At 66.8% G+C, this 25,014-nt stretch carries 26 protein-coding genes; 5 read left to right on the top strand and 21 right to left on the bottom strand.

Going from position 1 to position 25,014, the window contains the following annotated elements; translation table 11 throughout:
• Positions 1 to 87 precede the first annotated feature (87 nt).
• Together AC6CH3_RS02900 and AC6CH3_RS02895 are read left to right on the top strand one after the other, a co-directional pair.
• Entirely contained in the window at positions 88 to 993 is a 906-nt protein-coding gene (locus AC6CH3_RS02900; RefSeq protein WP_498131024.1) for an A/G-specific adenine glycosylase, read from the top strand.
• Between the two features lie 197 nt (positions 994 to 1,190).
• The gene (locus AC6CH3_RS02895) at positions 1,191 to 1,763 is read left to right on the top strand and encodes a hypothetical protein (RefSeq protein ID WP_498131023.1); all 573 of its coding nucleotides are present in this window, start codon (positions 1,191 to 1,193) and stop codon (positions 1,761 to 1,763) included.
• A 35-nt stretch (positions 1,764 to 1,798) separates the two neighbouring features.
• Here AC6CH3_RS02895 and dhaM read toward each other — a convergent pair whose 3' ends face one another.
• From dhaM to lysS, 9 genes are all read right to left on the bottom strand, one after another.
• Positions 1,799 to 2,608: a dihydroxyacetone kinase phosphoryl donor subunit DhaM gene (dhaM, locus tag AC6CH3_RS02890; protein WP_498131022.1), complete on the bottom strand. Its 810-nt coding sequence runs from the start codon at positions 2,606 to 2,608 to the stop codon at positions 1,799 to 1,801.
• On the bottom strand, positions 2,605 to 3,231 hold the full coding sequence (gene dhaL, locus AC6CH3_RS02885) for a dihydroxyacetone kinase subunit DhaL (protein WP_498131021.1): 627 nt from the start codon (positions 3,229 to 3,231) through the stop codon (positions 2,605 to 2,607). Before dhaL ends, dhaM begins: the two co-directional genes overlap by 4 nt.
• Before the next feature lies 1 nt (position 3,232).
• A complete protein-coding gene (gene dhaK, locus AC6CH3_RS02880; RefSeq protein WP_498131020.1) occupies positions 3,233 to 4,234 on the bottom strand; it encodes a dihydroxyacetone kinase subunit DhaK in 1,002 nt (333 codons plus the stop codon).
• 244 nt (positions 4,235 to 4,478) lie between these two features.
• Positions 4,479 to 4,916 (bottom strand): DeoR/GlpR family DNA-binding transcription regulator, encoded by a 438-nt coding sequence (locus tag AC6CH3_RS02875; protein WP_498131019.1) that lies wholly within the window; start codon positions 4,914 to 4,916, stop codon positions 4,479 to 4,481.
• A gap of 124 nt (positions 4,917 to 5,040) precedes the next feature.
• Entirely contained in the window at positions 5,041 to 5,550 is a 510-nt protein-coding gene (locus tag AC6CH3_RS02870; RefSeq protein WP_498131018.1) for an amino-acid N-acetyltransferase, read from the bottom strand.
• Positions 5,551 to 5,672: 122 nt separating this feature from the next.
• Positions 5,673 to 8,165, bottom strand: coding sequence for an AAA family ATPase (locus tag AC6CH3_RS02865; protein ID WP_494033476.1), 2,493 nt, complete (start codon positions 8,163 to 8,165; stop codon positions 5,673 to 5,675).
• A gap of 494 nt (positions 8,166 to 8,659) precedes the next feature.
• Positions 8,660 to 8,986, bottom strand: coding sequence for a histone-like nucleoid-structuring protein Lsr2 (locus tag AC6CH3_RS02860; RefSeq protein WP_498131017.1), 327 nt, complete (start codon positions 8,984 to 8,986; stop codon positions 8,660 to 8,662).
• Between the two features lie 135 nt (positions 8,987 to 9,121).
• Positions 9,122 to 9,424 carry a hypothetical protein gene (locus tag AC6CH3_RS02855; RefSeq protein WP_498131146.1) on the bottom strand — a complete coding sequence of 101 codons (303 nt, stop codon included), beginning with the start codon at positions 9,422 to 9,424 and terminating at the stop codon, positions 9,122 to 9,124.
• A gap of 2 nt (positions 9,425 to 9,426) precedes the next feature.
• Complete coding sequence (gene lysS / locus AC6CH3_RS02850) at positions 9,427 to 10,965, bottom strand: lysine--tRNA ligase (protein ID WP_498131016.1); 1,539 nt, start codon at positions 10,963 to 10,965, stop codon at positions 9,427 to 9,429.
• A 77-nt stretch (positions 10,966 to 11,042) separates the two neighbouring features.
• On the opposite strand from lysS, the gene AC6CH3_RS02845 reads away from it, so the two are divergent.
• Together AC6CH3_RS02845 and AC6CH3_RS02840 are read left to right on the top strand one after the other, a co-directional pair.
• Positions 11,043 to 11,981, top strand: coding sequence for an alpha/beta fold hydrolase (locus AC6CH3_RS02845; protein WP_498131015.1), 939 nt, complete (start codon positions 11,043 to 11,045; stop codon positions 11,979 to 11,981).
• 86 nt (positions 11,982 to 12,067) lie between these two features.
• Positions 12,068 to 12,904 (top strand): alpha/beta fold hydrolase, encoded by an 837-nt coding sequence (locus AC6CH3_RS02840; RefSeq protein WP_498131014.1) that lies wholly within the window; start codon positions 12,068 to 12,070, stop codon positions 12,902 to 12,904.
• 65 nt (positions 12,905 to 12,969) lie between these two features.
• On the opposite strand, the gene AC6CH3_RS02835 is transcribed toward AC6CH3_RS02840, so the two are convergent.
• From AC6CH3_RS02835 to ftsH, 11 genes are all read right to left on the bottom strand, one after another.
• Complete coding sequence (locus tag AC6CH3_RS02835) at positions 12,970 to 14,526, bottom strand: MDR family MFS transporter (protein ID WP_498131013.1); 1,557 nt, start codon at positions 14,524 to 14,526, stop codon at positions 12,970 to 12,972.
• 88 nt (positions 14,527 to 14,614) lie between these two features.
• Positions 14,615 to 15,544, bottom strand: a complete 930-nt coding sequence (locus AC6CH3_RS02830; protein WP_498131012.1) for a 4-phosphopantoate--beta-alanine ligase — start codon at positions 15,542 to 15,544, stop codon at positions 14,615 to 14,617.
• Between the two features lies 1 nt (position 15,545).
• On the bottom strand, positions 15,546 to 16,481 hold the full coding sequence (locus AC6CH3_RS02825) for a Rossmann-like and DUF2520 domain-containing protein (protein WP_498131011.1): 936 nt from the start codon (positions 16,479 to 16,481) through the stop codon (positions 15,546 to 15,548).
• The gene (locus AC6CH3_RS02820; RefSeq protein ID WP_498131010.1) at positions 16,474 to 18,072 is read right to left on the bottom strand and encodes a PH domain-containing protein; all 1,599 of its coding nucleotides are present in this window, start codon (positions 18,070 to 18,072) and stop codon (positions 16,474 to 16,476) included. Before AC6CH3_RS02820 ends, AC6CH3_RS02825 begins: the two co-directional genes overlap by 8 nt.
• Positions 18,069 to 18,581: a PH domain-containing protein gene (locus AC6CH3_RS02815; RefSeq protein WP_498131009.1), complete on the bottom strand. Its 513-nt coding sequence runs from the start codon at positions 18,579 to 18,581 to the stop codon at positions 18,069 to 18,071. The genes AC6CH3_RS02820 and AC6CH3_RS02815 overlap by 4 nt, the downstream gene beginning before the upstream one ends.
• Positions 18,562 to 19,089: a DUF3180 domain-containing protein gene (locus AC6CH3_RS02810; RefSeq protein WP_498131008.1), complete on the bottom strand. Its 528-nt coding sequence runs from the start codon at positions 19,087 to 19,089 to the stop codon at positions 18,562 to 18,564. Before AC6CH3_RS02810 ends, AC6CH3_RS02815 begins: the two co-directional genes overlap by 20 nt.
• Positions 19,090 to 19,091: 2 nt before the next feature.
• Entirely contained in the window at positions 19,092 to 19,646 is a 555-nt protein-coding gene (gene folK / locus AC6CH3_RS02805) for a 2-amino-4-hydroxy-6-hydroxymethyldihydropteridine diphosphokinase (protein WP_498131007.1), read from the bottom strand.
• On the bottom strand, positions 19,643 to 20,002 hold the full coding sequence (gene folB / locus AC6CH3_RS02800; RefSeq protein WP_400577329.1) for a dihydroneopterin aldolase: 360 nt from the start codon (positions 20,000 to 20,002) through the stop codon (positions 19,643 to 19,645). The genes folK and folB overlap by 4 nt, the downstream gene beginning before the upstream one ends.
• Before the next feature lie 65 nt (positions 20,003 to 20,067).
• Positions 20,068 to 20,988 carry a dihydropteroate synthase gene (gene folP / locus AC6CH3_RS02795; protein ID WP_498131006.1) on the bottom strand — a complete coding sequence of 307 codons (921 nt, stop codon included), beginning with the start codon at positions 20,986 to 20,988 and terminating at the stop codon, positions 20,068 to 20,070.
• A 10-nt stretch (positions 20,989 to 20,998) separates the two neighbouring features.
• Positions 20,999 to 21,640, bottom strand: a complete 642-nt coding sequence (gene folE / locus AC6CH3_RS02790) for a GTP cyclohydrolase I FolE (protein WP_400577325.1) — start codon at positions 21,638 to 21,640, stop codon at positions 20,999 to 21,001.
• A gap of 10 nt (positions 21,641 to 21,650) precedes the next feature.
• Positions 21,651 to 23,717 (bottom strand): ATP-dependent zinc metalloprotease FtsH, encoded by a 2,067-nt coding sequence (gene ftsH / locus AC6CH3_RS02785; RefSeq protein ID WP_498131005.1) that lies wholly within the window; start codon positions 23,715 to 23,717, stop codon positions 21,651 to 21,653.
• Between the two features lie 225 nt (positions 23,718 to 23,942).
• Here ftsH and AC6CH3_RS02780 point away from each other — a divergent pair, with 225 nt between their 5' ends.
• Positions 23,943 to 24,275, top strand: a complete 333-nt coding sequence (locus tag AC6CH3_RS02780) for an endonuclease domain-containing protein (protein WP_498131004.1) — start codon at positions 23,943 to 23,945, stop codon at positions 24,273 to 24,275.
• A gap of 164 nt (positions 24,276 to 24,439) precedes the next feature.
• On the opposite strand, the gene hpt is transcribed toward AC6CH3_RS02780, so the two are convergent.
• Positions 24,440 to 24,991 (bottom strand): hypoxanthine phosphoribosyltransferase, encoded by a 552-nt coding sequence (hpt, locus tag AC6CH3_RS02775; protein ID WP_205655128.1) that lies wholly within the window; start codon positions 24,989 to 24,991, stop codon positions 24,440 to 24,442.
• Between the last annotated feature and the right edge of the window lie 23 nt (positions 24,992 to 25,014).

Raw genomic sequence — 25,014 nt, 5'->3', positions numbered from 1 at the left:
AACTACAGTATTGGCATCAAAACCACTACTGATGACTCCGCCGCACCCGCGGGTGCCCGCCCGGAGCTGACCGACATCCACGAGTCCGTGCTGGGCTGGTTCGCGGCCGAAGCCCGTGACCTGCCGTGGCGCCTTCCGGACTGCTCGCCCTGGGGCGTCCTCGTCAGCGAAATCATGCTCCAGCAGACTCCGGTGGTGCGGGTTCTGCCCGTCTGGGAAGAATGGCTCCGCCGCTGGCCTGAACCCGCTGATCTTGCCAGCGAACCTGCCGGGGAGGCCGTCCGCGCCTGGGGCCGCCTCGGTTACCCCCGCCGCGCCCTCCGGCTCCACGCCGCAGCCGCAGCCATTGGACAGGATCACGGCGGAAAGGTGCCGGCCGACTACGCCGACCTGCTCGCCCTTCCCGGCGTGGGCAGCTACACGGCTGCCGCCGTCGCTGCCTTTGCCTTCGGCCGGCGCGAGACCGTGGTGGACACCAACATCAGGCGCGTCCATGCCCGCCTCTTTTCAGGAACGGCACTGCCGTCGCCGGCCCTGACGGCCGCCGAGATGCGTCTTGCGGCACGGCTGTTGCCGGACGACGCCGGAACTTCCGTCCGCTGGAACGCTTCGGTCATGGAGCTGGGTGCCTTGGTCTGCACGGCGCGAGCGCCAAAGTGTTCTGCATGCCCGGTGCGCGAAAAGTGCGCGTGGCGGGCGGCCGGCGCGCCGCCGCCGTCGTACACGCCGAAGGGGCAGGCCTGGCACGGCACGGACCGGCAGGTCCGCGGAGCCGTGATGGCCGTCCTGCGGCTGGCAGACACCCCCGTGCCCGCCGAGATGCTGCAGCGGGCACCCGCCGACCTCGGCTTCGAGCCAGCGGGAATGGGGATCCCGCTCGCCTCCCTGCACAGGCTGAACCCGGCGCCGGAGCAGCTCGAACGGGCACTGGCCGGGCTGCTGAAGGACGGCCTGGCAGAGCTGCATCAGGGCGGGTATCGGCTGCCTGGATAGCGGGCTTTTCCCGGCAGCCGGATTGCCGGGAAAACGGTCACATTTCGGGAGTCACTGACTGCCGGCCATAACGATGTCTGCACCACTTTCGGCCGGGGAGGACCGCCTGCACGGCCCCGGAACTACCCTAAATTATGGGCAAGCCAGGGGTACTTTTAGCCACAATTGCGACGACGGTGCTTCTCTCCGGATGCCACATGTTCCAAGTGGCGTGCCCGGCAATTGCCCAGGCGTCAGGGGTGTCAGTGACGGTGGCGGCCAGCTACGCCCCGGCAGTGAAGGCCCTCCACCTCAAGGCGTGCCAGGACGGAATATGCAGGGAAGCTGACCTGGAGCTGGTGCCGGGCAGCATTTCGGTGGACCAGGGCTGTGTGCCGTACGTTCCGAAGCCGTACGTTCCTGAGCCCGGCATCCCGAAGTCAGGCGTTCCAGGACAAGTCGACCCGGGGCAAGGCGTTCCTGAGCCCGGCGTCCCAAACCAAAGTGTTCCTGAGCCCGGCATGCCGGAGTCCGGCGGCAGCGGACACGACCGCGTCTGCTCAGCCACGGCATCCCCGGACGGGACCAAGCGGGCAATGCTCATGCTGGATACCTTGACGGAGTCGCCGATGGACGTGACGACCACGGGAACTTCCATCGACGGAAGTCCCCTGCCAATGCGCACGCTGCGCTTCACTCCGAGGGGCGACTACCCGTTCGGCGAGCCCTGCGGGCGGTTTATCTCCGCTTCCGTGGTGCTGGATGAGGCCGGGCTCCGGCCGGACCGTTAGCCTGCCAGACCCACCGGGATGCAGCGGTCCGGCCGTCAGGGCTCCCCAAAGCCCGTTCTGACCAGACCGCCCACGTATTCGACCGCGCGTTCGGCATCCGGACCGGACGCCTCGACATGCAGGACCGTGCCCTTGCCTGCCCCGAGGGTCATGAGCCCGGTCATCGAGGCCCCGTCCACACCGTTCACCGTGACCTCAACGTCCATTCCGGCCAGGCCTCCGGCGATCTTGGCCGCCGGCCGGGCATGCATGCCCGCCAGGTTGATGAGCTCGAAGTCGCCGGTCGCGTCCGGCCGCGGGTGGCCGTCAGCAGCAATGATGCCAGCACCTTGTCCCGGGACGGCAGCATCCGGCAGCCCCGGGCCGCCGGGGTGAGCTCCGGCCTGGGCGTGCTCCTCCTTCAGGCCGTGCTCCTCCTTCGGGGCGTGCCCCTCCTTCGGGCCGTGCTCCTCCTTCGGGCCGGGGGCCGGGTAGCCGCGGGCGGCCTCGGCCGCCCGCCGGACAGCGTACACGCTGGCGCCGCCTTGGGCCGCCACGGCCGCCGCGACGAGGCCCTCCACCACCGGTGCATCCGCCAGAAGAACCGTGGCGGCATCATCGGCAAATTCCAGGGCCGATTCGGCCGTCATCACCGCGGATCCCAAGTCGGTAAGCACCACGACGCCATCGCCTCCGGATGCCGCCTCGAGTGCGGCCATCACCTTCTCCAGGCTGGTGCCGATGCGTCCGTCCGACGTGCCGCCGGCCGGCAGCATCGTCACGTCCGGCGCCATCTGAGCCGCAAGTTCCACTGCTCCCTCGGCGATCTTGTCACTGTGGGAAACCACAACGATCCGCACCGTCACGCCGCGGCTCCGGCCGCCGCCCGTAGGATCAGGGCGCTGGACGCCGCGCCGGGGTCACGGTGCCCGGCGCTTCTCTCCCCGAGATAGCTTGCACGTCCCTTGCGGGCCACGAGCGGATCCGTGGCCACAGCGCCAGCCTCTGCTGCCTCTGCCGCCGCGATCAGGACCGACAGCGTGTCGCCGTCAGCTGCTGCCGCCAGGGCCGCCTCGACGGCCGGGGTCCAGGCATCCACCATGGTCTTGTCGCCGGACTCGGCCTTCCCCCGGGCGACGATGCCGTCCCGCGCGGCGGCCAGCGCCGCCGCCAGCGTCGGAGCATCGATGTAGGCCGCATCGCCGAGTGCCGTCGCCGCCCGCAGGAACGCCGTGCCGTAGAGGGGGCCGGCGGCACCGCCCACCTTGGACATCAGGGCCATGGCGGTCAGCTTGAGCGCAGCCCCGGGGGTGTCCGGCGGGGTTTCGGCCAATTTGTCCAGGACAGCCTGGAAGCCGCGGTCCATGTTCTCCCCGTGGTCGGAATCCCCGATTGCCCTGTCCAGTTCAATGAGCTCCACGCGGTGCTCAGCCATGGCCTGTGCGGACAGCGTCAGCCATTTGACGGCCCACGTGACGTCGAGCCCCACGTTATACCCCCCATCGCAGGGCAGCGGTGTGGACGGGCGCATCCCACAGGGCGGTGAGTTCGTCGTCCAGCCGGAGGACCGAAATGGAGCAGCCCTGCATTTCGAGCGAGGTGATGTAGTCACCCACGAGCGAACGCTCCACCTTGGCGCCCCTGTCGGTAAGAACCTGGGCTGCCCGGCGGTACACGATATAGAGCTCGCTCAGCGGTGTGCCGCCCATGCCGTTGACGAACAGGAGCACCTTGTCCCCGGAGGCGACGCCGAGGTCGCCCAGAATCGGTTCCAGCAGGCGGTCGGTGATGGCATCCGCGGCCTCCATGGCAATCCGGTGCCGGCCGGGTTCACCATGGATACCGATGCCGATCTCCATTTCATTGTCCTCGAGGTCGAAACTGGGCGATCCGGCGTGCGGCACAGTGCAGGCCGAGAGGGCCACGCCCATGGTCCGGACGTTCTGGTTCACCCGGTTCCCGACGGCGGCAACGGCGTCAAGGTCATCGCCCCGCTCGGCAGCGGCGCCGGCGATCTTCTCGACCAGCACCGTGCCGCCCACTCCCCTGCGGCCGGCCGTATAGAGGGAGTCCTCGACAGCGACGTCGTCATTGACCAGCACAGTACGGACGTCAACTCCTTCCGCCTGGGCCATCTCGGCTGCGGTCTCAAAGTTCAGGACGTCACCCGTGTAGTTCTTGACGATATGGACCACCCCTGCGCCCGAGTTGACCGCGAGCGTGGCCGGGATGATCTGATCGGGCGTCGGCGAGGTAAAGACGGCGCCGGGCACGGCAGCGTCGAGCATTCCCAGCCCGACAAAGCCCGCATGAAGCGGTTCATGCCCGCTTCCGCCGCCGGAGACGAGGCCCACTTTTCCCGCGACGGGAGCATCCCGCCGGGTCACATACTTCGGGTCTGGATGAACGGTCACAAGGTCGGCATGGGCAAGCCCAAATCCCTCCACTGATTCGTCCACCACAGCGCGCGGGTCATTGATGAGCTTTTTCAAGGCCGGGCTCCTGGGGGCTCTCGGTGCTTCGTCTTGGACATCGATCAGGATGTGCTTTGACCCTACTACCGGCTCCCGCCTGGCGGTAGTTGCCGCCGCAGGTCCCCGGTTGCGCCGATAGCGGCGGGAACGGCGGAAGGGCCAGCCCCCAAAAACTGTCCCTTCCGCTCCCCAAACATTTTATCCAGCAAGTGTACAAAAAGGAAGGGCTGGAAGGGCTGGAAGGGTTGGAAGTGGAACCCGGCTATTTCCCCAGGAGCATCCCAGGGGCCGTGGCAGGATTGTCGGCCGCCTCGCCGGCGGCACGGATGACTTCTGTTCCATCAGCCCGGAGATCCGTGAGGTCGTCCGCAGCGAATCCGTCGTCGGTGATAAACACGTCGAGCTCCTGCAGGCGCAGCACGCGGTATTTCGCAAAGCTGCCGTACTTGCCGCTGGAGGCCATCAGCACCGTGGAGGTCGCAGTCTCGTGCGCTGCCCGTTTGGCTTCGATTTTCGCCTCCACCAGCATCGTTATTCCATGCCGGCCGTCCCAGGAACTGCAGGAGAGGAAAGCAATGTCCAGGGACAGTTCCTGCAGTGTGAGAGCGGCAAGCCGCCCGATCGTTGACTGGTTGTCGGAGTCGACGCGGCCGCCGATGCAGATGAGGTCCGTGCCCGGGTGGTCAAGGAATGCCTGCACGGTCTTGAGTTATACGATTCTAGAATCCGCGGAACATTGGTGCATAGGAAAGCCCGGGCCGCCCCCAAAGGGGCAGCCCGGGCATGGAGCTACTGGCCCCGCATTGCTGCAGGACAGTCGGTGCCTACAGGATCTTGATCATCCGCGTGTTGCCGAGCGTGTTCGGCTTGACCCGCGCGAGATCCAGGAACTCGGCCACGCCTTCGTCATGGGAGCGCAGCAGTTCCGAGTAGACCTGCGGATCCACTGCCGACTGATCAGCCATCACCTCGAAGCCGTGCCGCTTGAAGAAGTCCACCTCGAACGTCAGGCAGAACACGCGCGAGACGCCGATGGCTGCGGCTTCCTCGAGGAGGCTTTCCACCAGGGCGTGGCCCACCCCCCTGCCACGCCAGCCGTCGGAGGCGGCGAGCGTGCGGACCTCCGCGAGGTCTTCCCACATAACGTGCAGGGCGCCGCAGCCGATCACTTCGCCGCTGTCCGACTCTGCAATGCGGAATTCCTGGAGGCTTTCGTAATAGGCCACCGTCTCCTTGGCCATCAGGATCCGCTGCTCGGCCAGGGGCGCCACGAGTCTCTTGATGGAGGCCACATCACTGGTGCGGGCGGGGCGGATGGTGAAGGAGTCGGTCACAGCCCCATCTTACGGCGGAGGCGTGGGACGTCCCGGCAGGCACTCTCACCGGGCCCGTACACGCCGAAGCCCCGCCTGCTCCCTTTCGGGCGCGGGCGGGGCTACTGGAGTGCGGCTGGAGCCTAGGCGCTCGGTGCGATCTCCGGGATACGCGGCTTGGCGTTGCCAGCGAACGTGAACTTGGCATCGTCTCCCTCGCCGTCCACGTCGACCACCACGATGTCGCCGGGGTGCAGCTCGCCGAACAGGATCTTCTCGGAGAGCTGGTCCTCGATCTCGCGCTGGATGGTGCGGCGCAGCGGCCGGGCACCCATGGCGGGATCGTAGCCACGGGTGGCCAGGAGAACCTTGGCCTCCTTGGTCAGCTCGATGCCCATGTCCTTGTCCTTGAGCCGCTTCTCCAGGCGCGTCACGAACATGTCCACGATCTCGATGATCTCGTCCTGCGTCAGCTGCGGGAACACCACGACGTCGTCAACACGGTTCAGGAACTCGGGCCGGAAGTGCTGCTTGAGCTCCTCAGTGACCCGGGCACGCATCCGGTTGTACCCGGTCTGGGTGTCCGTGCCGGACTGGAAGCCCGTGGCGACACTCTTGGAGATGTCCCGGGTGCCAAGGTTCGTCGTCATGATGATGACGGTGTTCTTGAAGTCCACCACCCGGCCCTGGGAGTCGGTCAGGCGTCCGTCTTCCAGGATCTGCAGCAGCGAGTTGAAGAGGTCCGCGTGGGCCTTCTCCACTTCGTCGAACAGAACCACGGAGAAGGGACGGCGGCGGACCTTCTCGGTCAGCTGCCCGCCTTCTTCGTAGCCGACATAGCCCGGAGGGGCACCGAAGAGCCGCGATACCGTGTGCTTCTCGGAGTACTCGGACATGTCCAGCGTGATGAGGGCGTCCTCTTCACCGAACAGGAATTCGGCCAGGGCCTTGGCGAGCTCGGTCTTGCCGACGCCGGTGGGGCCGGCGAAGATGAACGAACCGCCGGGGCGCTTCGGGTCCTTCAGCCCCGCACGGGTGCGGCGGATGGCCTGGGACAGTGCCCTGATGGCCTCGTCCTGTCCGACAACCCGCTTGTGCAGCTCGTCTTCCATCTTCAGCAGGCGCGAGGACTCTTCCTCGGTCAGCTTGAACACCGGGATGCCGGTCGAGTTCGCGAGGACTTCGGCAATCAGGTCCTCGTCAACTTCGGAGATGTCATCCATCCCGCCGGTCTTCCAGTGGCGTTCCTTCTCCGAGCGCTCGGTGATGAGCTTCTGCTCCTTGTCGCGCAGCGCGGCAGCACCTTCGAAGTCCTGCGCGTCAATCGCGGACTCCTTCTCCATCTTCAGCTCGGAGATCCGCTCGTCCATCTCCTTGAGCTCCGGCGGAGCGGTCATGCGGCGGATGCGGAGGCGGGCGCCGGCTTCGTCGATGAGGTCGATCGCCTTGTCCGGCAGGAAGCGGTCCGAAATGTAGCGTTCGGAGAGGTTCGCTGCCGAGGCGAGGGCGCCGTCGGTGATGGTGACGCGGTGGTGCGCCTCGTAGCGGTCACGCAGGCCCTTGAGGATCTCGATCGCGTGGGCGACGGAAGGCTCCTTGACCTGGATCGGCTGGAAGCGGCGCTCCAGCGCGGCATCCTTCTCAATGTGCTTGCGGTACTCATCCAGCGTGGTGGCGCCGATGGTCTGCAGCTCGCCGCGGGCCAGCATGGGCTTCAGGATCGAGGCCGCATCGATGGCGCCTTCGGCGGCACCGGCACCCACGAGGGTGTGGATCTCGTCGATGAAGAGGATGATGTCCCCGCGGGTACGGATCTCCTTGAGCACCTTCTTCAGGCGCTCTTCGAAGTCACCGCGGTAACGGGAGCCGGCCACGAGGGACCCGAGGTCCAGCGTGTACAGCTGCTTGTCCTTGATGGTTTCGGGAACGTCGCCGCGGACGATCGCCTGGGCAAGTCCTTCGACGACGGCCGTCTTGCCGACGCCGGGCTCGCCGATCAGGACGGGGTTGTTCTTGGTACGGCGGGAAAGGACCTGCATGACGCGTTCCATTTCCTGCTCGCGGCCGATCACGGGGTCCAGCTTGTTCTCGCGGGCGGCCTGTGTGAGGTTCCGGCCAAACTGGTCCAGGACGACGGAGCCCGCGGGAGTGCCCTCGGCCTGGCCCTGGCCGACGCCGGCACCGGTGGTCTCTTTGCCCTGGTATCCCGACAGCAGCTGGATGACCTGCTGGCGGACCCGGTTGAGGTCGGCGCCGAGCTTCACGAGCACCTGGGCCGCAACGCCCTCACCCTCGCGGATGAGTCCCAGCAGGATGTGCTCCGTGCCGATGTAGTTGTGGCCAAGCTGCAGGGCCTCGCGCAGCGAAAGCTCCAGCACCTTCTTTGCGCGCGGGGTGAAGGGGATGTGGCCCGAGGGAGCCTGCTGGCCCTGGCCGATGATCTCCTGCACCTGCTCGCGGACGCCGTCGAGCGAAATGCTCAAGGATTCAAGAGCTTTGGCGGCAACGCCCTCACCCTCGTGGATCAGACCCAAGAGGATGTGTTCGGTACCAATGTAATTGTGGTTCAGCATGCGTGCCTCTTCTTGGGCAAGCACAACTACGCGACGGGCACGGTCCGTAAATCGCTCAAACATTTCGCCACACTCCTAGCTACGACGTACTTTGATGCTACGTGGGGGAGGTGCGACTTGGGGAGCTTGTTCGCCACAGGGGAAACCGTACCGGTTGCGCAGAGCCACAATCCACCCGCTGGAAGCAGCTCCAGGCGGGCAGGAACTCACGGTTTCGGCCCGCCGCGGGGCCCCGGAGTCCTAAACGCACCCGCCGCGGACCGGATTTGCCAGGCCATTCCACAATTTCCGCCGCTGAGCTCCCGGGGAACAGGAGCTAATGGGCGCTTTCCTCATGCTTCCCCCGGAAAGTTCTGCCGCAGGTCCGATTCCTGCTTCTCACGTGAATCAAGGGGACAATGAGATTCGTGGGGGTTAGGAGTTTCCTGGCCGGGAAAAATCTTCCTCAAAGGCATCGAGCGCAATAAAGGCTTCGGCGGATGGATTGCGTGATTAAAGGGCGGCGCCCCCGGATTACACCGGGGGCGCCGCCCATTAATGCTCAGAGCCGCAGAAATCTAGGCATTTGCCTTTTGGTACGCTTCCTGGATTTCAGCCTGGATGCGGCCCCGGCTATTAACCGTGTAGCCGTGGTCCCTGGCCCATTGGCGTATCTGCGCTGAGTCCTGGCTCCGTCCGCCGCTTGCCCTGGTGCGGGAAGGGCGGCCGCCGGACGTCTTGCGTCCGGCGGATACAAAGCGTTCCAGTGCAGAGCGCAGTTCTGAAGCATTGGCCGACGACAAGTCAATTTCATAACTGACGCCGTCGAGCCCAAAACGGACGGTTTCGTCCGCCGATCCCCCATCCAGATCGTCCACGAGGACGATATTTACTTTCTGTGCCATCAAAATTCTCTCTTTTGGAAAGGGACGTGTGATCAGATAAGCAGGATGTTTCCACCTAAAGTATCTCCCCGATTAAGGCAACGCGTCAAAACATGTATTGGTTCCTTGGGGATGCCGGAGAAGAAATGGCCGCGGCTATTTGTCTGATTCGGCCGAAGGTCCCGAAGTATCTGCCGGCGGAAATGCCTGCAGGTTGCCCTGCTGCGAATCCGGCACGGCCCCCGGGTGCGATTTATCCTGCTCGACGGCCTGCCCGGCAGCCTGAGGCTCAGCAGTCTGAGCGGGGCGCGCGTCAGCAGCAGAGCGCGCATCGGCTTCTGCCTGCGCCTCTGCCTCGGCCTGTCGTTCGGCCTTGTCAGCGTTGAAGATCGACTTCATGGCGAACCAAAAGAGCAAGCCCACCACCAGGGAAGGCAGAAGTACGGCTACGTACTCCACGGTCAGTGGCCCTCGGGCTTCAGGAGCGGGAACAGGATGGTCTCCCGGATGCCGGCGCCGGTGAAGAGCATCACCAGGCGGTCGATGCCCAGGCCGATGCCGCCCATGGGAGGCGCACCGTACTCGAGGGCCCGCAGGAAGTCCTCGTCCAGCTGCATGGCTTCAACGTCACCGGCGGCAGCGTGCCGGGACTGCTCGGTGAGGCGTTCGCGCTGGATGACGGGGTCGATGAGTTCGGAGAAGGCGGTGCCGCGCTCCATGCCGCCGATGATGAGGTCCCAGGCCTCGATCAGCCGGCCGTCCTCACGGTGCGGGCGGGCCAGCGGCTGGGCCGACGGCGGGTAGTCGTAGACGAACGTGGGGTTCAGCAGCGTGGGCTCCACGATCTCGCCGAAAAGTTCCACGGCGAGCTTCTCGGCGTCCCACTTGGGGTCCACCTTGACCTCGTGCTTCTCCGCCACGGCGCGCAGCTCGTCCAGCGGCGTCTCCGGGGTGATCTCCTGGCCCACAGCCTCGGACAGGCCGGGGTATACGGATACCCAGGCCCAGTCGCCGTCGAGGTTGATCTCGCCGGCCTCGGTCTGCAGGATACGGCCCGCACCCACCGCGTCCGCGGCGTCGAGGATGATCTCCTTGATCCGGTCGGCCATGACGAACTGGTCCGCCCAGGCCTCGTAGCACTCGAGCGTGGTGAATTCGGGGCTGTGGGTGGAGTCGACGCCCTCGTTGCGGAAAACGCGGCCCATGTCGTACACGCGGTCGATGCCGCCCACCACGGCGCGCTTGAGGTACAGCTCGGTGGCGATGCGCAGGGTCATTTTCTGGTCGAACGCATTCATGTGCGTCTCGAACGGGCGGGCCAGGGCGCCGCCGTGGACGAGCTGCAGGATGGGCGTCTCCACCTCCACGTAGCTGTGGCGGTGCAGGCTTTCGCGGATCGAGCGGGTGATCGCGGCACGCGTGTAGACCATCTCGCGGGCTTCGTCACGCACCATCAGGTCCACGTAGCGCTGGCGGACCCGGGTCTCCTCGTTCAGCTCGGCGTGCAGAACGGGCAGCGGGCGCAGCGCCTTGGAGGCCATGGACCAGGACTCCGCCATCACGGAAAGCTCTCCGCGGCGGGAGGAGATGACCTCGCCCTTGATGAACACATGGTCGCCGAGATCAACGAGGGCCTTCCAGTCCGCGAGCGCCTCTTCGCCGACGTTGGCCAGGCTGAGCATGGCCTGCAGCCGGGTGCCCTTGCCGTCGACGCCGCCTTCCTGCAGCGTGGCGAAGCACAGCTTGCCCGTGTTCCGGACGAACACCACGCGGCCGGTCACGCCGACGACGTCGCCGGTGGTGTCGTCCGCTTCCAAGTGTGCGTACTTTTCCCGGATTTCGCTCAGCGAATGGCTCCGCTCAACACCCACCGGATACGCCTCGGTGCCGCGCTCGATCAGCCTGGCGCGCTTTTCCATGCGGATGCGCATCTGCTCGCTGGCGTCGAGCGGCTCTGGGGCATTCTTGGGGGCGGGGGTGTTTTGGGAAGTCACAAGCATCAAGTTTACCGGGAGTTCGCCCTCCGGCGTTCGACCGGACAGAACCTTCCCGATGAGGCGGGGCATAGACTCTGGCTGTGGAGACCTGGACAGTTGAAACGGCCGACGGCGGCGGCCGGCTGGAGCTGCACTCCTTCCGGCCCGCGCGGCCAACTATCGTGGATGGCGGCACTGCTGCCGGCATCTCCGCCAAAGGCGGCCCGCCCCCGGCGGAGGTGCCCGGCGTCGTCGTCATTCACGGCACCCTGGTGACCGACGCTCTGTACCGGCCGTTCGCCCGCAAGCTCAGCCTCCTGCTCAGCCGCCCCGTGCACTGCTACAACCGCCGCGGGCGGGCAGGATCCCCGCCGCAGCCGGACAGCTACTCGGCGGCCACCGAGATCAGCGACCTTGCCGCCGTCATGCGGGCTACCGGGTCCGAGGATGTGGTGGCCCACAGCTACGGCGGATTCGTGGCGCTGCAGGCAGCCCGCAGCATGCCCATCCGGCGGCTCGTGACGTACGACGCCGCGGTGTCCCTGTCCGGCAACCTGGATCACCGGTGGCGTCCGGAGCTGGAGCAGGCCGTCACCGAGGGCCAGCTCAACCACGCCTGGGCGCACCTCGTGCAGGGACTCGCCACCGCGGGGCCGGTGTCCTACCTGCCGCTGGGGGCGCTGCGGATGCTGAGCATCCTGTCTGCCCGGACCAATCTCGGCGCCGAGATGCGGCAGCTCCTGCCTACCGCCGTCGCCGAAATGCGCGCCGTGCTCGACGCCAACGCGGAGATCAATGACTTCACGGAACTGACCACCCCCACACTCATGCTCAGCGGCGGCTGGAGCCCGGGATATTTCGCCGATACCGGCCGCCAGCTGGCGGCAGCCGTTCCGGCCATCGAGTTCGCCGTGGTGCCGGGGCAGCTGCACGAAGGCCCCATCCGCCCCGGGAAACGCCTGGCCGTCCGGATGGCACGCTTCCTGAACGGCACGGATGGCAGCATCCAGTCCCTGGGCAGGCGGCGCCGGCGCCGGTAGGCACCCGCCCGCTCGCGGGGCGTCTCGCAGTACTTGCGGACATGGTCCGGCTGTCAGAGGACCGCCACCTCCGATAGGCTCGGAGCATGACGCGCGAGATCATCAGCACACCCGACGGCGGCACACTTGAGCTGTTCAGCACGGGCGAGGAACTCGCCTCGGCGGGCTCCGGCGTCGTGGTCATCATCTCCTCCATGGTCACGGCGGCCGACTACACCCGTTTCGCCCAGAGACTCAGTGCGGAACTGGGCCGCCCGGTCCACACCTTTAACCGCCGTGGCCGCGGTTCGTCCTCGGAGCAGCCGGGCGATTACACCCTGGACGTGGACATCCGCGACCTCGACGCCGTCATGAAGCACACGTCCAGCACCGATGTCTTCGGCCACAGCTTCGGCGGGGCCGTGGCTCTTCACGCCGCCCGGACGCTTCCGGTGGAACGCCTCGCCGTCTATGACCCCGCGGTGTCCGTGAATCACAGCGTCAAGGCCGACTGGACCACAGAATACGAACGCGCGACGGCGGCGGGAGACGACGACCGGGCCCTCGCGGTGCTGCAGCGGGGACTTGAGGCCGGCGGTCCCTTCTCGTCGCGGATGCCGCTCTCCATGCTGACCCTGGCGAACAAGCTCACGGCGGGCACCACCATGGGCAAGCAGCAGCGCGAGATGATGCGCACCGGGGTGCGCGAGATCAAGGCGATCATTGCCGCCGACATGCCTGCCGAGCCGTTCCTTCAGCTCCCGCTTGAGACGCTCATCATCGTGGGTGAGAAGAGCCCGGCGTACTTCGGAGTGGCCTGCGGCCAGATCCACGACGTCCTGTCCGGATCCAGCTACACCATCCTCCCCGGCTTCGGCCACGACGGCGTCAACCGCGCTCCTGAAAAACTCATCACCGAGCTGAGCGAGTTCTTCGCCGGCTAAGCCTGGTCCCGCCTGAGCCTGTTTCCCCAGAACCTGGTCCCGCCGCCGCGCATTTCCCCGAGCGCTTAGTGGGTGGGGACGGGGGCTGCTTCGGCGCCGGCGGTCTTTCGCATCATGGCGGAAAGGACGATGGCGGCAACGGCTATGACTGTCGCCGTCAGGAAGGCGGCGCTCATTCCCGCAACGGCTCCCGAGCCTGCCGCGACCACCGCGTAGATGGACACCAGCAGCGCCGTGCCCGCCGCGCCTGCGACCTGCTGCAGCGTGCTCATGATGGCCGAACCGTGGGAGTACAGGTGCGGCGGGAGCGGGTTCAGTCCCGTGGTGAACGCGGGGGTGAACAGCAGCGCGAGTCCCAGACTCAGCCCGACGTGCAGCGTGACAATCCACCACACGGCTGTGCCGGCGTCGAGCATGGAGAACTGCCACAGCGCCAGAACCATGAGGGACGAACCCGTCACGGTGAGGGGAAGCGGGCCCACCTTGTCGAACAAGCGGCCGATCACCGGGCCGAGCAGGCCCATGGCAAGTCCGCCAGGCAGCAGCGCGAGGCCGGTCTCGAGGGATTTCAGGCCGCGGATCTCCTGCAGGTACAGCGGCAGCAGGATCACGGCGCCAAAGAGGGCAATCATGGCCACCACCAGCAGCAGCACCGACACCGTGAACATCCTGAAGTTGAAGGCCCGCAGGTCCAGCAGCGGCGCCTGGGCCTTCTGCAGCCGCAGCTGGCGCAGCACGAACGCCACGAGTCCGGTGACGCCGAGGGCCAGCGCAACCAGTGCACCCGTGCTGGGGCCGCCGCCGGCACCATGGCCGCCGCCAATCTGGCTGAGTCCGTACACGAGTCCGCCGAATGCAGGGACGGTCAGCACCACGGACAGGAAGTCGAGCCTGGACTTTTCGGTCTCGCCGACGTTCGTCAGGTAGCGGGCACCGATCGCCAAGGCTGCCAGCGCGATCGGCAGGACGAAGACAAACATGAAGCGCCACGAGAAGTGCTGGAGGATCAGCCCGGAAACCGTGGGGCCCATGGCCGGCGCCACGGAGATGGCGATGCTGACGTTGCCCATGACGGCGCCGCGGCGGGCCAGCGGAACAAGGGTGAGGATGGTGGTCATCAGCAGGGGCAGCATGATCGCGGTTCCGCCTGCCTGGATGACCCTTGCCAGCAGGAGGATTCCGAAGCCCGGTGCCAGCGCCGCCAATGCGGTTCCGCCGGAGAACAGCCCCATGGCCAGCAAAAATACGGCACGGGTGGAGAGCCGCTGAAGAATGAAGCCGGTAGTGGGAATCACCACGGCCATGGTGAGCATGAAGCCGGTGGACAGCCACTGCACCGTGGGGGCGTCCACGCGGAGGTCCACCATGAGCCGCTGCAGGGCAACGTTCATGATGGTTTCGTTGAGGATCACCACGAAGGTGGCCACGAGCAGCGTGACGATGACCGTTACGGACTCGCGTGACATTTTGTCGCCAACGGGCGGCAGTTTGTGGGCGTCCGGTGTGGGGGCACCGGGCTTCAGGCCCGCCGGGGCGTCTGTCTGCTGAATGGTCGTCCGGGCACCGCCGGCAGGCTCGCGCCCGGGCTCGCCGGAGGAATTTGACGTGACTTCAGTAGACATGGAGAGACCCTCAGGGAGTTGGGGAAGGATTGCCGGCGGCAGCGCCGCTGCAGACTCCAACAGTCTAGTGCCCCCCGACATTCCCGCTCTAGGAACTCAGCGGGAGGTTGTCGATGAGCCGCACCGGACCGACCTTGGCCGCGACGATGGCCAGCGCCTCGCCGCGGAACGGAGTCTCCCGGCAGTTCTCGGCCAGCGGTTCCAGGGTCCGGGGATCCACCACGTCAAAGTAGTCCAGCTCCACCAGGGGCTGGGAGTCGATCAGGGCACGGGCAGACTCGACCTCCAGTGGCTTGCGGGCGGTGGCCCGCTCCTCGAGGAGGCGCAGCGCCCGCGACAGGACCAGCGCAGCGTCGCGCTCCTCGGCAGACAGAAAGCGGTTGCGGCTGGACAGCGCCAGCCCGTCCGATGACCGGACCGTGGGAACCCCTACGACCTCCACCGGAAAGTTCAGGTCCGCGACCATCTGCCTGACCAGGGCCAACTGCTGGGCGTCCTTCTGCCCGAAGTAGGCGCGGTAGGCGGGCAGGCCTCCCCCGGAGCCGGTGACGAAGGCGTTCGCCCCCGGCAGTCCGGTGGCGGGAATCCCCAGGTGCAGCAGTTTCGCCACCGCGGTGAGGGCGCCGTCGAAATGCCCCGGGCGGGACGCTCCCTCCCACTTGTCGCCGAGGCGGCCGGACGTGATGCGGACCGTCGGCTGCCCGTCCGGGTACATTTCCTCCAGCGAGGGGGCGAACACCAGGTCGACCCCCTGCGCCTCAAGCAGTGCCAGATCATCCTGCAGCGTGCGCGGATAGCGGTCGAGGTCCGCCGAGTCGCCGAACTGGAGCGGGTTCACAAAGATGGAGGCCACCACCACGTCGTTCTGTTGGACGGCGGTGCTGGCCAGCCGTGCGTGGCCCTCGTGCAGGGCGCCCATGGTGGGAACGAGTCCCAGGGATGAGCCCTCCTTTTGGGTCAGAAGCAGGCGGCTCTGGGCTCTCAGGGAAGCTGCCGTCGTAACGAGTCGGATTGCCATGTCAGTGTCCTCCCTTGGCCCCGGGGCCGTTTTCGTCTGGTTCGTCGTCAGCCGTGGCCGTGAGGGCTTCGCGGATACCGTCCAGCTGATCCGGCTTCAACAGCCCCCTGCCCTCAGCCCGCCGCGCCGTTGCCCGCGCCATCGCCAGGTACGCCGCGAGGATGTCGCCGCCGGCACCGCCGTCGTGCTCGCCGAGCGCACGCGCATGCGCCGCGACGGTCCCAGTATCTCCCCGCGCCACGGGACCGGTCAGCGCCGACTCGCCGGAGGCGAGTGCATTCTCCAGCGTGGCCCTCAGCAACGGTCCGAGCATGCGTTCCGGGGCGTCCACGCCCACCTCGCGGAGCAGCTGCGACGCCTGTGCCACCAGGGTGACCAGATGATTCGAGCCGTGCGCCAGCGCGGCGTGGTAAATGAGCCGGTCGGCCTCGGCAATCACCACCGGCTCCGCCCCCATCTCCACCACCAATGCCTGGGCAATGGGCAGCATGGCAGCGTCCGCCGTGACGCCGAACGTGCAGTCCAGGAGGCGTGTCAGGTCCAGGCTCATGCCGGTGAACGTCATGGCCGGGTGCAGGGCCAACGGCACGGCACCGGCCGCACGGACCGGATGCAGGACGCCGACGCCGAAGCGGCCTGACGTGTGGGCCACGAGCTGCCCGGGCTGCCACGCGCCGAGCTTAGCCAGCCCCTTCACGAGCCCGCCCAGGGCGTCATCCGGCACGGCCAGGACCACCAGCTCCGAGCGCTCCACAATGTCCTGCACCTCCAGGACGGGAACGCCGGGGAGCAGCGTCTCGGCCCGTTCCCGGCTTGCTTCTGACACCGCGGAAACCCCGACGACGGCGTGTTCGGCCGCGCGCAGCGCGGCTCCCAGCACTGCACCTACCTTGCCGGCGCCAATGATTCCAACGCCAAGGCGTCCGGGCTTAGCCACGTTGCGGGCCTTCCTGTTGGGGCTGGTGGGGAGCGGGATCGGTTTCGGCGGGCCCACGCCAGCCGGGTTCCCTGGGCGAGCTTGCGAGCTTAGGGGGCTGGTGGGGAGGCCCAGCCACCGGCGGCTGCCCAACCAGCGGCGGCTGCCCAACCAGCGGGGCCACCTGCGCCAGCCACTGCTCGCTGGTCTGGCGCCGGCGCGCGGCCCGGGCGCGGGCGGCCTGCTGGTCGAAGAGCTCCCGTGCCTCGTCCACGCCGGCCTGGATCACGCGCGGTATCACGGGGCCGGCGGTGGTGTGCAGCACCAGATCGGCGACTCCGAATCTGCGCGCCAGCGGACCCTGGTGCAACGCCATCGACTGTGTGCGCTGGTGCGGCACCACCACAAGCTGCCGCCACCAGCGGCCAGACCGCATCAGCAGGGCGGTGTCCGTGGCCGTGAAGCCGTTCCGCCGCCACCCCAGCGGGGCAAGGAAACGGCCGCGGCGCGGCGTGGTGACAAAACCTCCGGCGGAATCCAGGCCGTCCAGCCCGCCACGGAAAACCCCCACGGGGTCGGCGGTTCCCGGGTCCGGCAGGACGATGGCCAGCATGTTCAGCACGTCGCCGACGCCCCCGACGGGCAGCAGCGTGGTCCGCGATCCCCCCTCGCCGTTGTTTCCGACGAGGCCGTACCCGGCCACGTTGACCTGCATCCGGTACCAGCCGAAGATGCGCCACAGCGGCGGCTGCACCACCCTCAGCGCCTGAATCCGGCCCGGCGGCAGGGTCTGCGCCTGGGTGTCCAGCAGGCCGTAGCGCAGCCGGATGCCGTCCGGGGAGATGGCCGCCGTGAAGTTGTATCCCTTGTGGAACGATCCCCAGTAGGCGGCGAACAGGCCCAGCGCCGCAGGAATCAGGTAGAGGAAGAATCCCCTGTTTCCGGTGACCGCGGACAGCACGACGGACACCACGCCGCCGAGGATGATGAAGGCACTTTGCTCGCTCAGCAGCAGGGATCCGATAAGGCGTGACGGCGGGACGCGCAGCACCTGGTGTTCGGGCGCCTCCGGTGCGGCTGCTTCGGTCTGCCCGGGCTCCAGCTGCACGCCCGAGGCACGGGCCAGGATGGTGGCGCGCAGCTGCCGGGCGTCAGCCAGCCGGAGATAGGCCAGCCGCACCGCGGATTCGCTGGCGTCCGCCACCTCGAACTTCAGTTCCGCAAGCCCGAAAATCCTCGCCAGGAGCGGCTGGACGATGTCGATCGCCTGGACGCGGTCCAGGCGGGCCTGGCGCTGCTGCTTGAACAGGAAGCCCGTGTTGACCCGGACATAGCCTTCGGCCACCTGGTATCGGGTGAAGTACCAGGACAGGATGAACCCGGTAACCGCCAGCAGCAGCATGATGGCACCGCCGGCGAGGAGAAACGGGGTGCGGCCCGCTATCCGGTCGTCAACCAGGGACTCACCCTGCAGCATCCGCTCGAACGACTCCCGCCCGAAGAAATACCCGATGGCAGCAAGCGCCACCCAGCCCCGCACAAAAGGTGACGCCGGATGCACCCGCAGCCACTCGCCGTCGGGCGTTCCTGAAGAGTGCCCGGCGGCGGTCACAGCCCGGCCAGCCTGGCTTCACCGCGCGCCGAAAGCTGTTCCCGCAGGCGCGCGCCCTCATCGGTGGGCAGGCCCGGGATCGTGGCGTTGGTCCCGGCGGATGCCGTGTGGAGCTTCAGCGTGCACAGTCCCAGGCTCCGTTCAATCGGGCCCACACTGATGTCCACGTACTGCATCCGGCCGTAGGGGACCACCATGACGCGCTGGAAGAAGATGCCGCCGCGGATCAGCAGGTCGTCGTCGCGCTCCGCGTAGCCGATGGCGCGGACCTGCCGCGGGATCAGGACCAGGCGCCACAGCGCGAGGACAAGGACGAACGCCGGTACCGCGACGGCGAACCACAGCGGCGGCCAGCTCCACCAGTCCAGCAGCAGGAAGGCAAGGGGCAGGCTCAGGACGGCCACCGTGATCAGGTTGCCCACAGCCCATTCCACGAGGCGGACCGTGACATATTTGGGCGAAACGCGCAGCCAGGAAACCCCGGGCGGATCAATCGCCGCGGTAGGCATATTCGCCTTCCCCCTTGGCCTTGCCGGGACGGGGCCGGCCCGGAAGTCCGTTACCCTCGGCATCGCCGTCTTCCGGCGGAATCCTGCAAAAGCGTTCGACGACGAGCCCCACCACGATCATGACCAGGCCGCCGCCGGCCATGCCGAGCGCGAGCCACGTGAGCTGCTGGCCGTTCCGCAGGCTCCAGATCTGCAGCAGCTCAACGAAGATCCCCGCGTGCCAGCCGAGCAGCATGGCCCCCGTGTAGGCACAGGCCTGTGCGAGGACCAGGGTCCAGGCGGCCAGGATCGGGTTGAGCAGTTTTTTCTTCTTGCCGTTCCGCCACCGGAGCACGCGGATGCCCAGCACCAGGGTGAGGACCACGATCACGCCCATGGTCACCAGCCCGGTAGGCGGCAGCACCGGGGTGGCCAGTCCGTACCGGCCGGTCAGGACAGCTGCCGACCAGCCGGCTATGGCCAGAGCCAGGCCGACCGCCGCGAGCAGCAGCGGGTTCATGGGCTTCACTGCTATTCCACCGCCCCCGCCGTGGGAATTCCGTTGAAGTCGCCAAAGCCGTCAAACGGCGTGAGGTCCGCGAAGTCGGCGGCCCGGGCTGCCAGCGCGCCGATCCGCTCCCCGTTCAGGATTGCCGTTGGCTCGATGAGAGACCAGGGGTAGAGCACGAAGGCCCGTTCCGCCGCGCGCGGGTGCGGCAGAGTCAGTTCGGGGTCCGAGCTTTCCAGGTCCCCGTAGACGATGATGTCCACGTCAAGGGTCCGCGGCCCCCACCGCACCTCCCGGACCCGGTGGTGCTTGTTTTCCACCGACTGGCAGTGCCTCAATAGGTCGAGGGGTTCCAGGGAGGTCTCCACGGAAATCACCATATTGAGGAAGTCAGGCTGGCCTTCCGGACCGCCCACTGCCTTGGTCTGCACGACCGGTGAGACGGCGAGGAGCCGCACCTCCGGCCGGTCCACGAGGTCAGCCACGGCCCCGGACAGCGTGTCGTTGCGCGCCCCCAGGTTGCTGCCCAGGGCGAGGACGGCCCGCGTGTACCGGCCGCTGGTGGGCGCCGTGCTCATGTCCGCTCCCGGTAGACGCTCACGGCGACGTCGCCGAAAGGAACCTCGATGGGCGCCTGCGGCTTGTGCACCGTGATCTCCACGGCCTGAATGTTGAATTCCTTGAGCAGGCCCTCTGCCATTCTCACGGCCAGGGCTTCGATCAGGTTCAGGGGCTCACCGGTGATCCACTCTTTGATCCGCCCTGCCACTTCCCCATAGTGGGCGGTATCCCTGACGTCATCCGATGCTGCAGCCTGGCCAAAGTCCAGGTGCAGCACGGCGTCAACCACAAACGGCTGTCCCTCGCGGCGCTCAAAGTCGAACACCCCGTGATAGCCGGTGGCCGTGACACCACGCAGTGAGATCCTGTCCATCGTTTTCCAGCTCAGCCTTTCCTGCTCAGTCTTTCCTGCTCAGTCTTCCTGATCAGTCTTCCTGATCAGTGGCCGGGATTCGGTGCGCCCAGGCGGGCGGCCACCTTGACAGCGTCCAGGCTGGGGCCGACGTCGTGCACCCGCACGGCCCAGGCGCCGCGGGCGGCGGTGATCGCGGTGATCGCGGCGGTGGCGGCGTCACGCTCCTCCGGGAGCGCCGCCTTGCCTGACACCGTCAGCAGGGTGCCGAGAAAGCGCTTGCGCGAAACCCCGATGAGGACCTTGTGGCCCATCGCCTCGAGCCGGTCGAGGTTCCTCAGGAGCTCCCAGTTCTGCTCGTCCGTCTTGGAGAAGCCGATGCCCGGATCGATGATGATCTGCTCCGGCTGCACGCCTGCGGCATAAAGCTTGTCCCGCACGCCCCTGAGCTCCGCGACGACGTCATTCGCGACGTCCTGGTAGTCGGTCAGGGAGGACATGGTCTTCGCGTCGCCGCGGCGGTGCGTCAGGACGTACGGCACTTTGGTCCGGGCCACGAGTTCGGCCATTCCCGGCTCGAGGGTCAGGCCGGAGACATCATTGATGATCGCGGCTCCCGCCTCAAGGGCAGCTTCCGCGGTGGAGGCGTGGGTGGTGTCGATACTGACCAGGGCGCCGGCCTTGACCAGGGCCGCGACGACGGGCAGCACACGGCGCTGTTCCTCTTCGGGGCTGACGTCTTCTGCACCCGGGCGGGTGGACTCGCCCCCGACGTCGATGATGTCCGCTCCGGCGTAAAACATCCGGAGGCCGGCGGCGATGGCGCTGTCCGCCGTCGAGTGCTTGCCCCCGTCGCTGAACGAATCCGGAGTGACATTCAGGATGGCCATGACGAGTGAGCGGCCGGTGGGCAGGTCTTCAAATTTGGCAGCCGGCCGCGGTTTGCGCAGAACGGGCAGCGGGGATGTTGCGGGTCCGGTTCCAGGTGCTGCAGCTAGGGAATCCATAGTCTGTTGTTTACCTTCCGAGTATGAGGCTCATGGCTTCGGCACGGGTGGCCGGGTCATGAAGTTGCCCGCGGACCGCGCTTGTGACGGTTTTGGCCCCGGGCTTGCGGATGCCGCGCATGGACATGCACATGTGTTCGCATTCCACCACCACGATGGCTCCGCGCGGCTTGAGATATGTGACCAGTGCCTCGACGATCTCCGTGGTGAGCCGTTCCTGTACTTGGGGCCGGCGGGCGTAGATGTCCACCAGGCGTGCCAGCTTGCTCAGCCCCGTGACCTTGCCGTCATGTGACGGGATGTAACCCACGTGCGCCATGCCGTGGAACGGCACCAGGTGGTGCTCGCACGTGGAGTAGAACGGAATGTCCTTGACCAGCACCAGCTCCTCGTGTTCGAGGTCGAAGGTGGTGGACAGGACAGTTGCCGGGTCCTGGTGCAGGCCGGCAAAGACCTCGGCATAGGCCTTGGCGACACGCTTGGGCGTATCCTGCAGGCCCCCGCGGTCCGGGTCCTCCCCGATGGCCAGCAGGATTTCCCGCACGGCCGCTTCAATCCGTGGCCTGTCCACCTTGTGGTGGTGCTTGCCGGATCCGCCCGCCGCCGAGTGATCGGCGGAGGCAGCAAAGTCGTCGTCGTCGAAGTGAGTCACAGCAAAGAGCTTAGCCGCGATGGCCGTCCGGGCCCGCTTCCGTGACTCCGCCCTGGAAGGTGGCATCCTCGGGGACACCCTGCGGATGCGGCGGCAGGGCGTCGAGCGGTTCCTCCAGCCGCGCCTCCTTTGCTTCTTCCTGGGCCTCGCGTTCGGCGCGTTCCTGCCGCGACTCCACCGGACCTGCGGTCTGGACCGGCCGGGTCTCCTTGGACAGCCATACTTCGCGGAAGTCGCGCTTGCGGATGTCGCGGAAGACGTCGGCGATCTCGGCTTGGTTCAGGGTTTCGCGCTCCAGCAGTTCCAGGGCCAGACGGTCAAGGACGTCGCGGTTCTCGGTAAGAATGGCGTAGGCCTCGTCGTGCGCCTGGTCGATCAGGCGGCGGACCTCCTCATCGACGATGTAGGCGATCTGGTCGGAGTAGTTGCGCTCGTGGCTGGCGTCGCGGCCGAGGAACGGCTCACCGCCGCCCTGCCCCAGGCGCACCGCGCCGACACGTTCGCTCATGCCGTACTGCGTGACCATCTGGCGGGCCGTGGACGTGGCTTTTTCGATGTCGTTCGAGGCGCCGGTGGACGGATCGTGGAAGACGATCTCTTCTGCGACGCGGCCGCCCATGGCGTACGCCATCTGGTCGAGGAGCTCGTTGCGGGTGATGGAGTACTTGTCGTTTTCCGGGACCACCATGGTGTAGCCCAGTGCACGCCCGCGGGGCAGGATGGTGATCTTGGTGACCGGCGCCGAGTTGCGCAGCGCCGCCGCCACAAGGGCGTGGCCACCTTCGTGGTAGGCCGTGATCTTGCGCTCGTGTTCCTTCATGACGCGGCTGCGCTTCTGCGGGCCGGCCATCACACGGTCAATGGCCTCGTCCAGGGCGCGGTCATCGATCAGGTTGGCGTTGGAGCGGGCGGTCAGCAGCGCGGCCTCGTTCAGTACGTTGGCGAGGTCTGCGCCGGTGTAGCCCGGGGTCTTCTTGGCCACGGCCTTGAGGTCCACGCCCTGCGCGATCGGCTTGCCCTTGGCGTGCACCTGGAGGATCTGGTCGCGGCCCACGAGGTCCGGGGCCTCGACGGAAATCTGCCGGTCAAAGCGTCCGGGCCGAAGCAGCGCCGGGTCCAGGACGTCGGGACGGTTGGTTGCAGCGATCAGGATGACGTTGGTCTTGACGTCGAAGCCGTCCATTTCGACGAGCAGCTGGTTGAGGGTCTGCTCGCGTTCGTCGTTGCCGCCGCCGATGCCCGCACCCCGGTGGCGGCCGACGGCGTCGATCTCGTCGACGAAGATGATGGCCGGCGAGTTGGCCTTGGCCTGTTCGAAGAGGTCGCGGACACGGGAGGCGCCCACACCGACGAACATTTCAACGAAGTCCGAACCCGAGATCGAGAAGAACGGCACTCCGGCCTCGCCTGCGACGGCGCGGGCCAGCAGGGTCTTGCCCGTGCCCGGAGGACCGTACAGGAGCACGCCCTTCGGGATCTTGGCACCAACAGCTTGGAACTTGGCCGGCTCGGCCAGGAATTCCTTGATTTCCTGCAGCTCTTCAACGGCTTCATCGGCGCCGGCGACGTCCGCGAAGGTCACCTGCGGCATGTCCTTGCTGACCATCTTGGCCTTGGACTTACCGAACTGCATGACCTTGGAACCGCCGCCCTGCATGCGCGAGAGCAGGAACCAGAACAGGAGGCCGAGCAGCAGCACGGGGATCAGCAGGGAGAACAGCCCGGAGAGCCAGTTGCTCTCTACCGGCTGGTCCGTGTAGCCCTTGGAGGGATTGGAATCTGTGACGGCTTTGACCACGTCCGGCCCACGGTCGTTGACGAAGAAGAACTGGACGTTTTTGCCCTTGTCCTGCCCGTCGATGACCAGGTTGTCCTTCAGGACCAGGTCCACGCGGTTCTCGCCGTCGAAGATCTTTGCCTGTTCGACCTTGCCGCTCTCGGCCAGCAGCTCGAGGCCCGGCTGGGTGTCGATCCGCGTCGCACCGCCCGGAGCCAACGTTGCAAAGGCCAGCAGGAGCATGCCGACCACAACAATGATCCAGATGCCCGGGCCCTTGAAGAAACTCTTAGCTTTCATCTGTTCGGGGGCTGGCCCCGTCCCTCCTGGTAGTGCTGCACGGCGCGTGGCTGCGCGCGTGTGGTGCTGCTTCAGCTTCTAGCATTACACCGCCGGACTAATTCACGCACGGTGTACGGCAAAAGTTCCCTATGGGCGTAGTCCCGGGTGCGTGTGGCGGGGAAGTCGGCCTGGCCTGTCATTTTTGCACCACTTTAGCGCCGCGCCGGATCCTGCCCCCGCGGAATGCTTTTGGAGCACGGAGCGGACTCGCTGCTGGAAACGGTGGCCCGTGTCCTCTTTCGACGGCACGGATTCGAGGTCCGGACCCAGGTGTTCCTTGAGGGCATGGGTTATGTGGACTTCCTGATCAACGGATGCCTGATTGTTGAGATTGACGGCGTGGGTTTCCACTTCAACAAGGCCCAGTTCAAGAAGGACATCCGGCGGAACAATGTTGGCGCGGCCGCCGGCTACCGGGTGCTGCGGTACCTTTACGAGGACGTGCTGCACCGGCCCGAGCAGATGCTGGAACAGATCAGGCTGGCTCTCGCCACTCCCCCGCGGACAACCCGCTAACGCCGCGCAGCCCGCACCACCCGGGGCCCGCGCGGCATTTCTGCTCGTCTTTAGGCGGCCTTAACACAGTCGCGCCGCCGCCGGACCCCCATTTCAGGCGGCCCGACGGCGGCGCGGCCACCGAAAGCGGTGCAGAAATGCGAAGCCCCGGCGGGCTGCAGAGATTACTCGTAGACGTGCGGCGCCAGGGTGCCCACGAAGTCCAGGTTGCGGTACTTTTCGGCGTAGTCCAGGCCGTAGCCCACCACGAACTCGTTGGGGATGTCGTAGCCGACGTACTTGACGTCGATCTCCACCTTGGCGGCCGTCGGCTTGCGGAATGCCGTGCAGACTTCGACGGAGGCGGTGCCGCGGGACTCCAGGTTGGTCTTGAGCCAGGAGAGCGTGAGACCGGAATCGATGATGTCCTCGACGATGAGCACGTCCTTGCCCATGAGGTCGGTGTCGAGGTCCTTGAGGATGCGGACCACGCCGGAGGACTGCGTGCCGGAGCCGTAGGAGGAAACGGCCATCCAGTCCATGGACACGTGGCTGTGGAGGGCACGCGCGAGGTCGGCCATGACCATGACCGCGCCCTTCAGCACGCCGACGATGAGGAGTTCGCGGCCTTCATAGTCCTTGTCGATCTCCGCCGCGAGTTCAGTGATGCGCTGTTGAATCTGTTCTTTGGTGTAGAGAACGTGCTTGAGGTCTGCCTGGACGTCGGATGAATCCACCAAATGCTCCTGTGTAGATGCGG

The organism is Arthrobacter sp. GQ119, assembly GCF_059759125.1.
The sequence above is the reverse complement of the archived record's forward strand: the minus strand, read 5'-3'. Positions and strand labels throughout refer to the sequence as shown.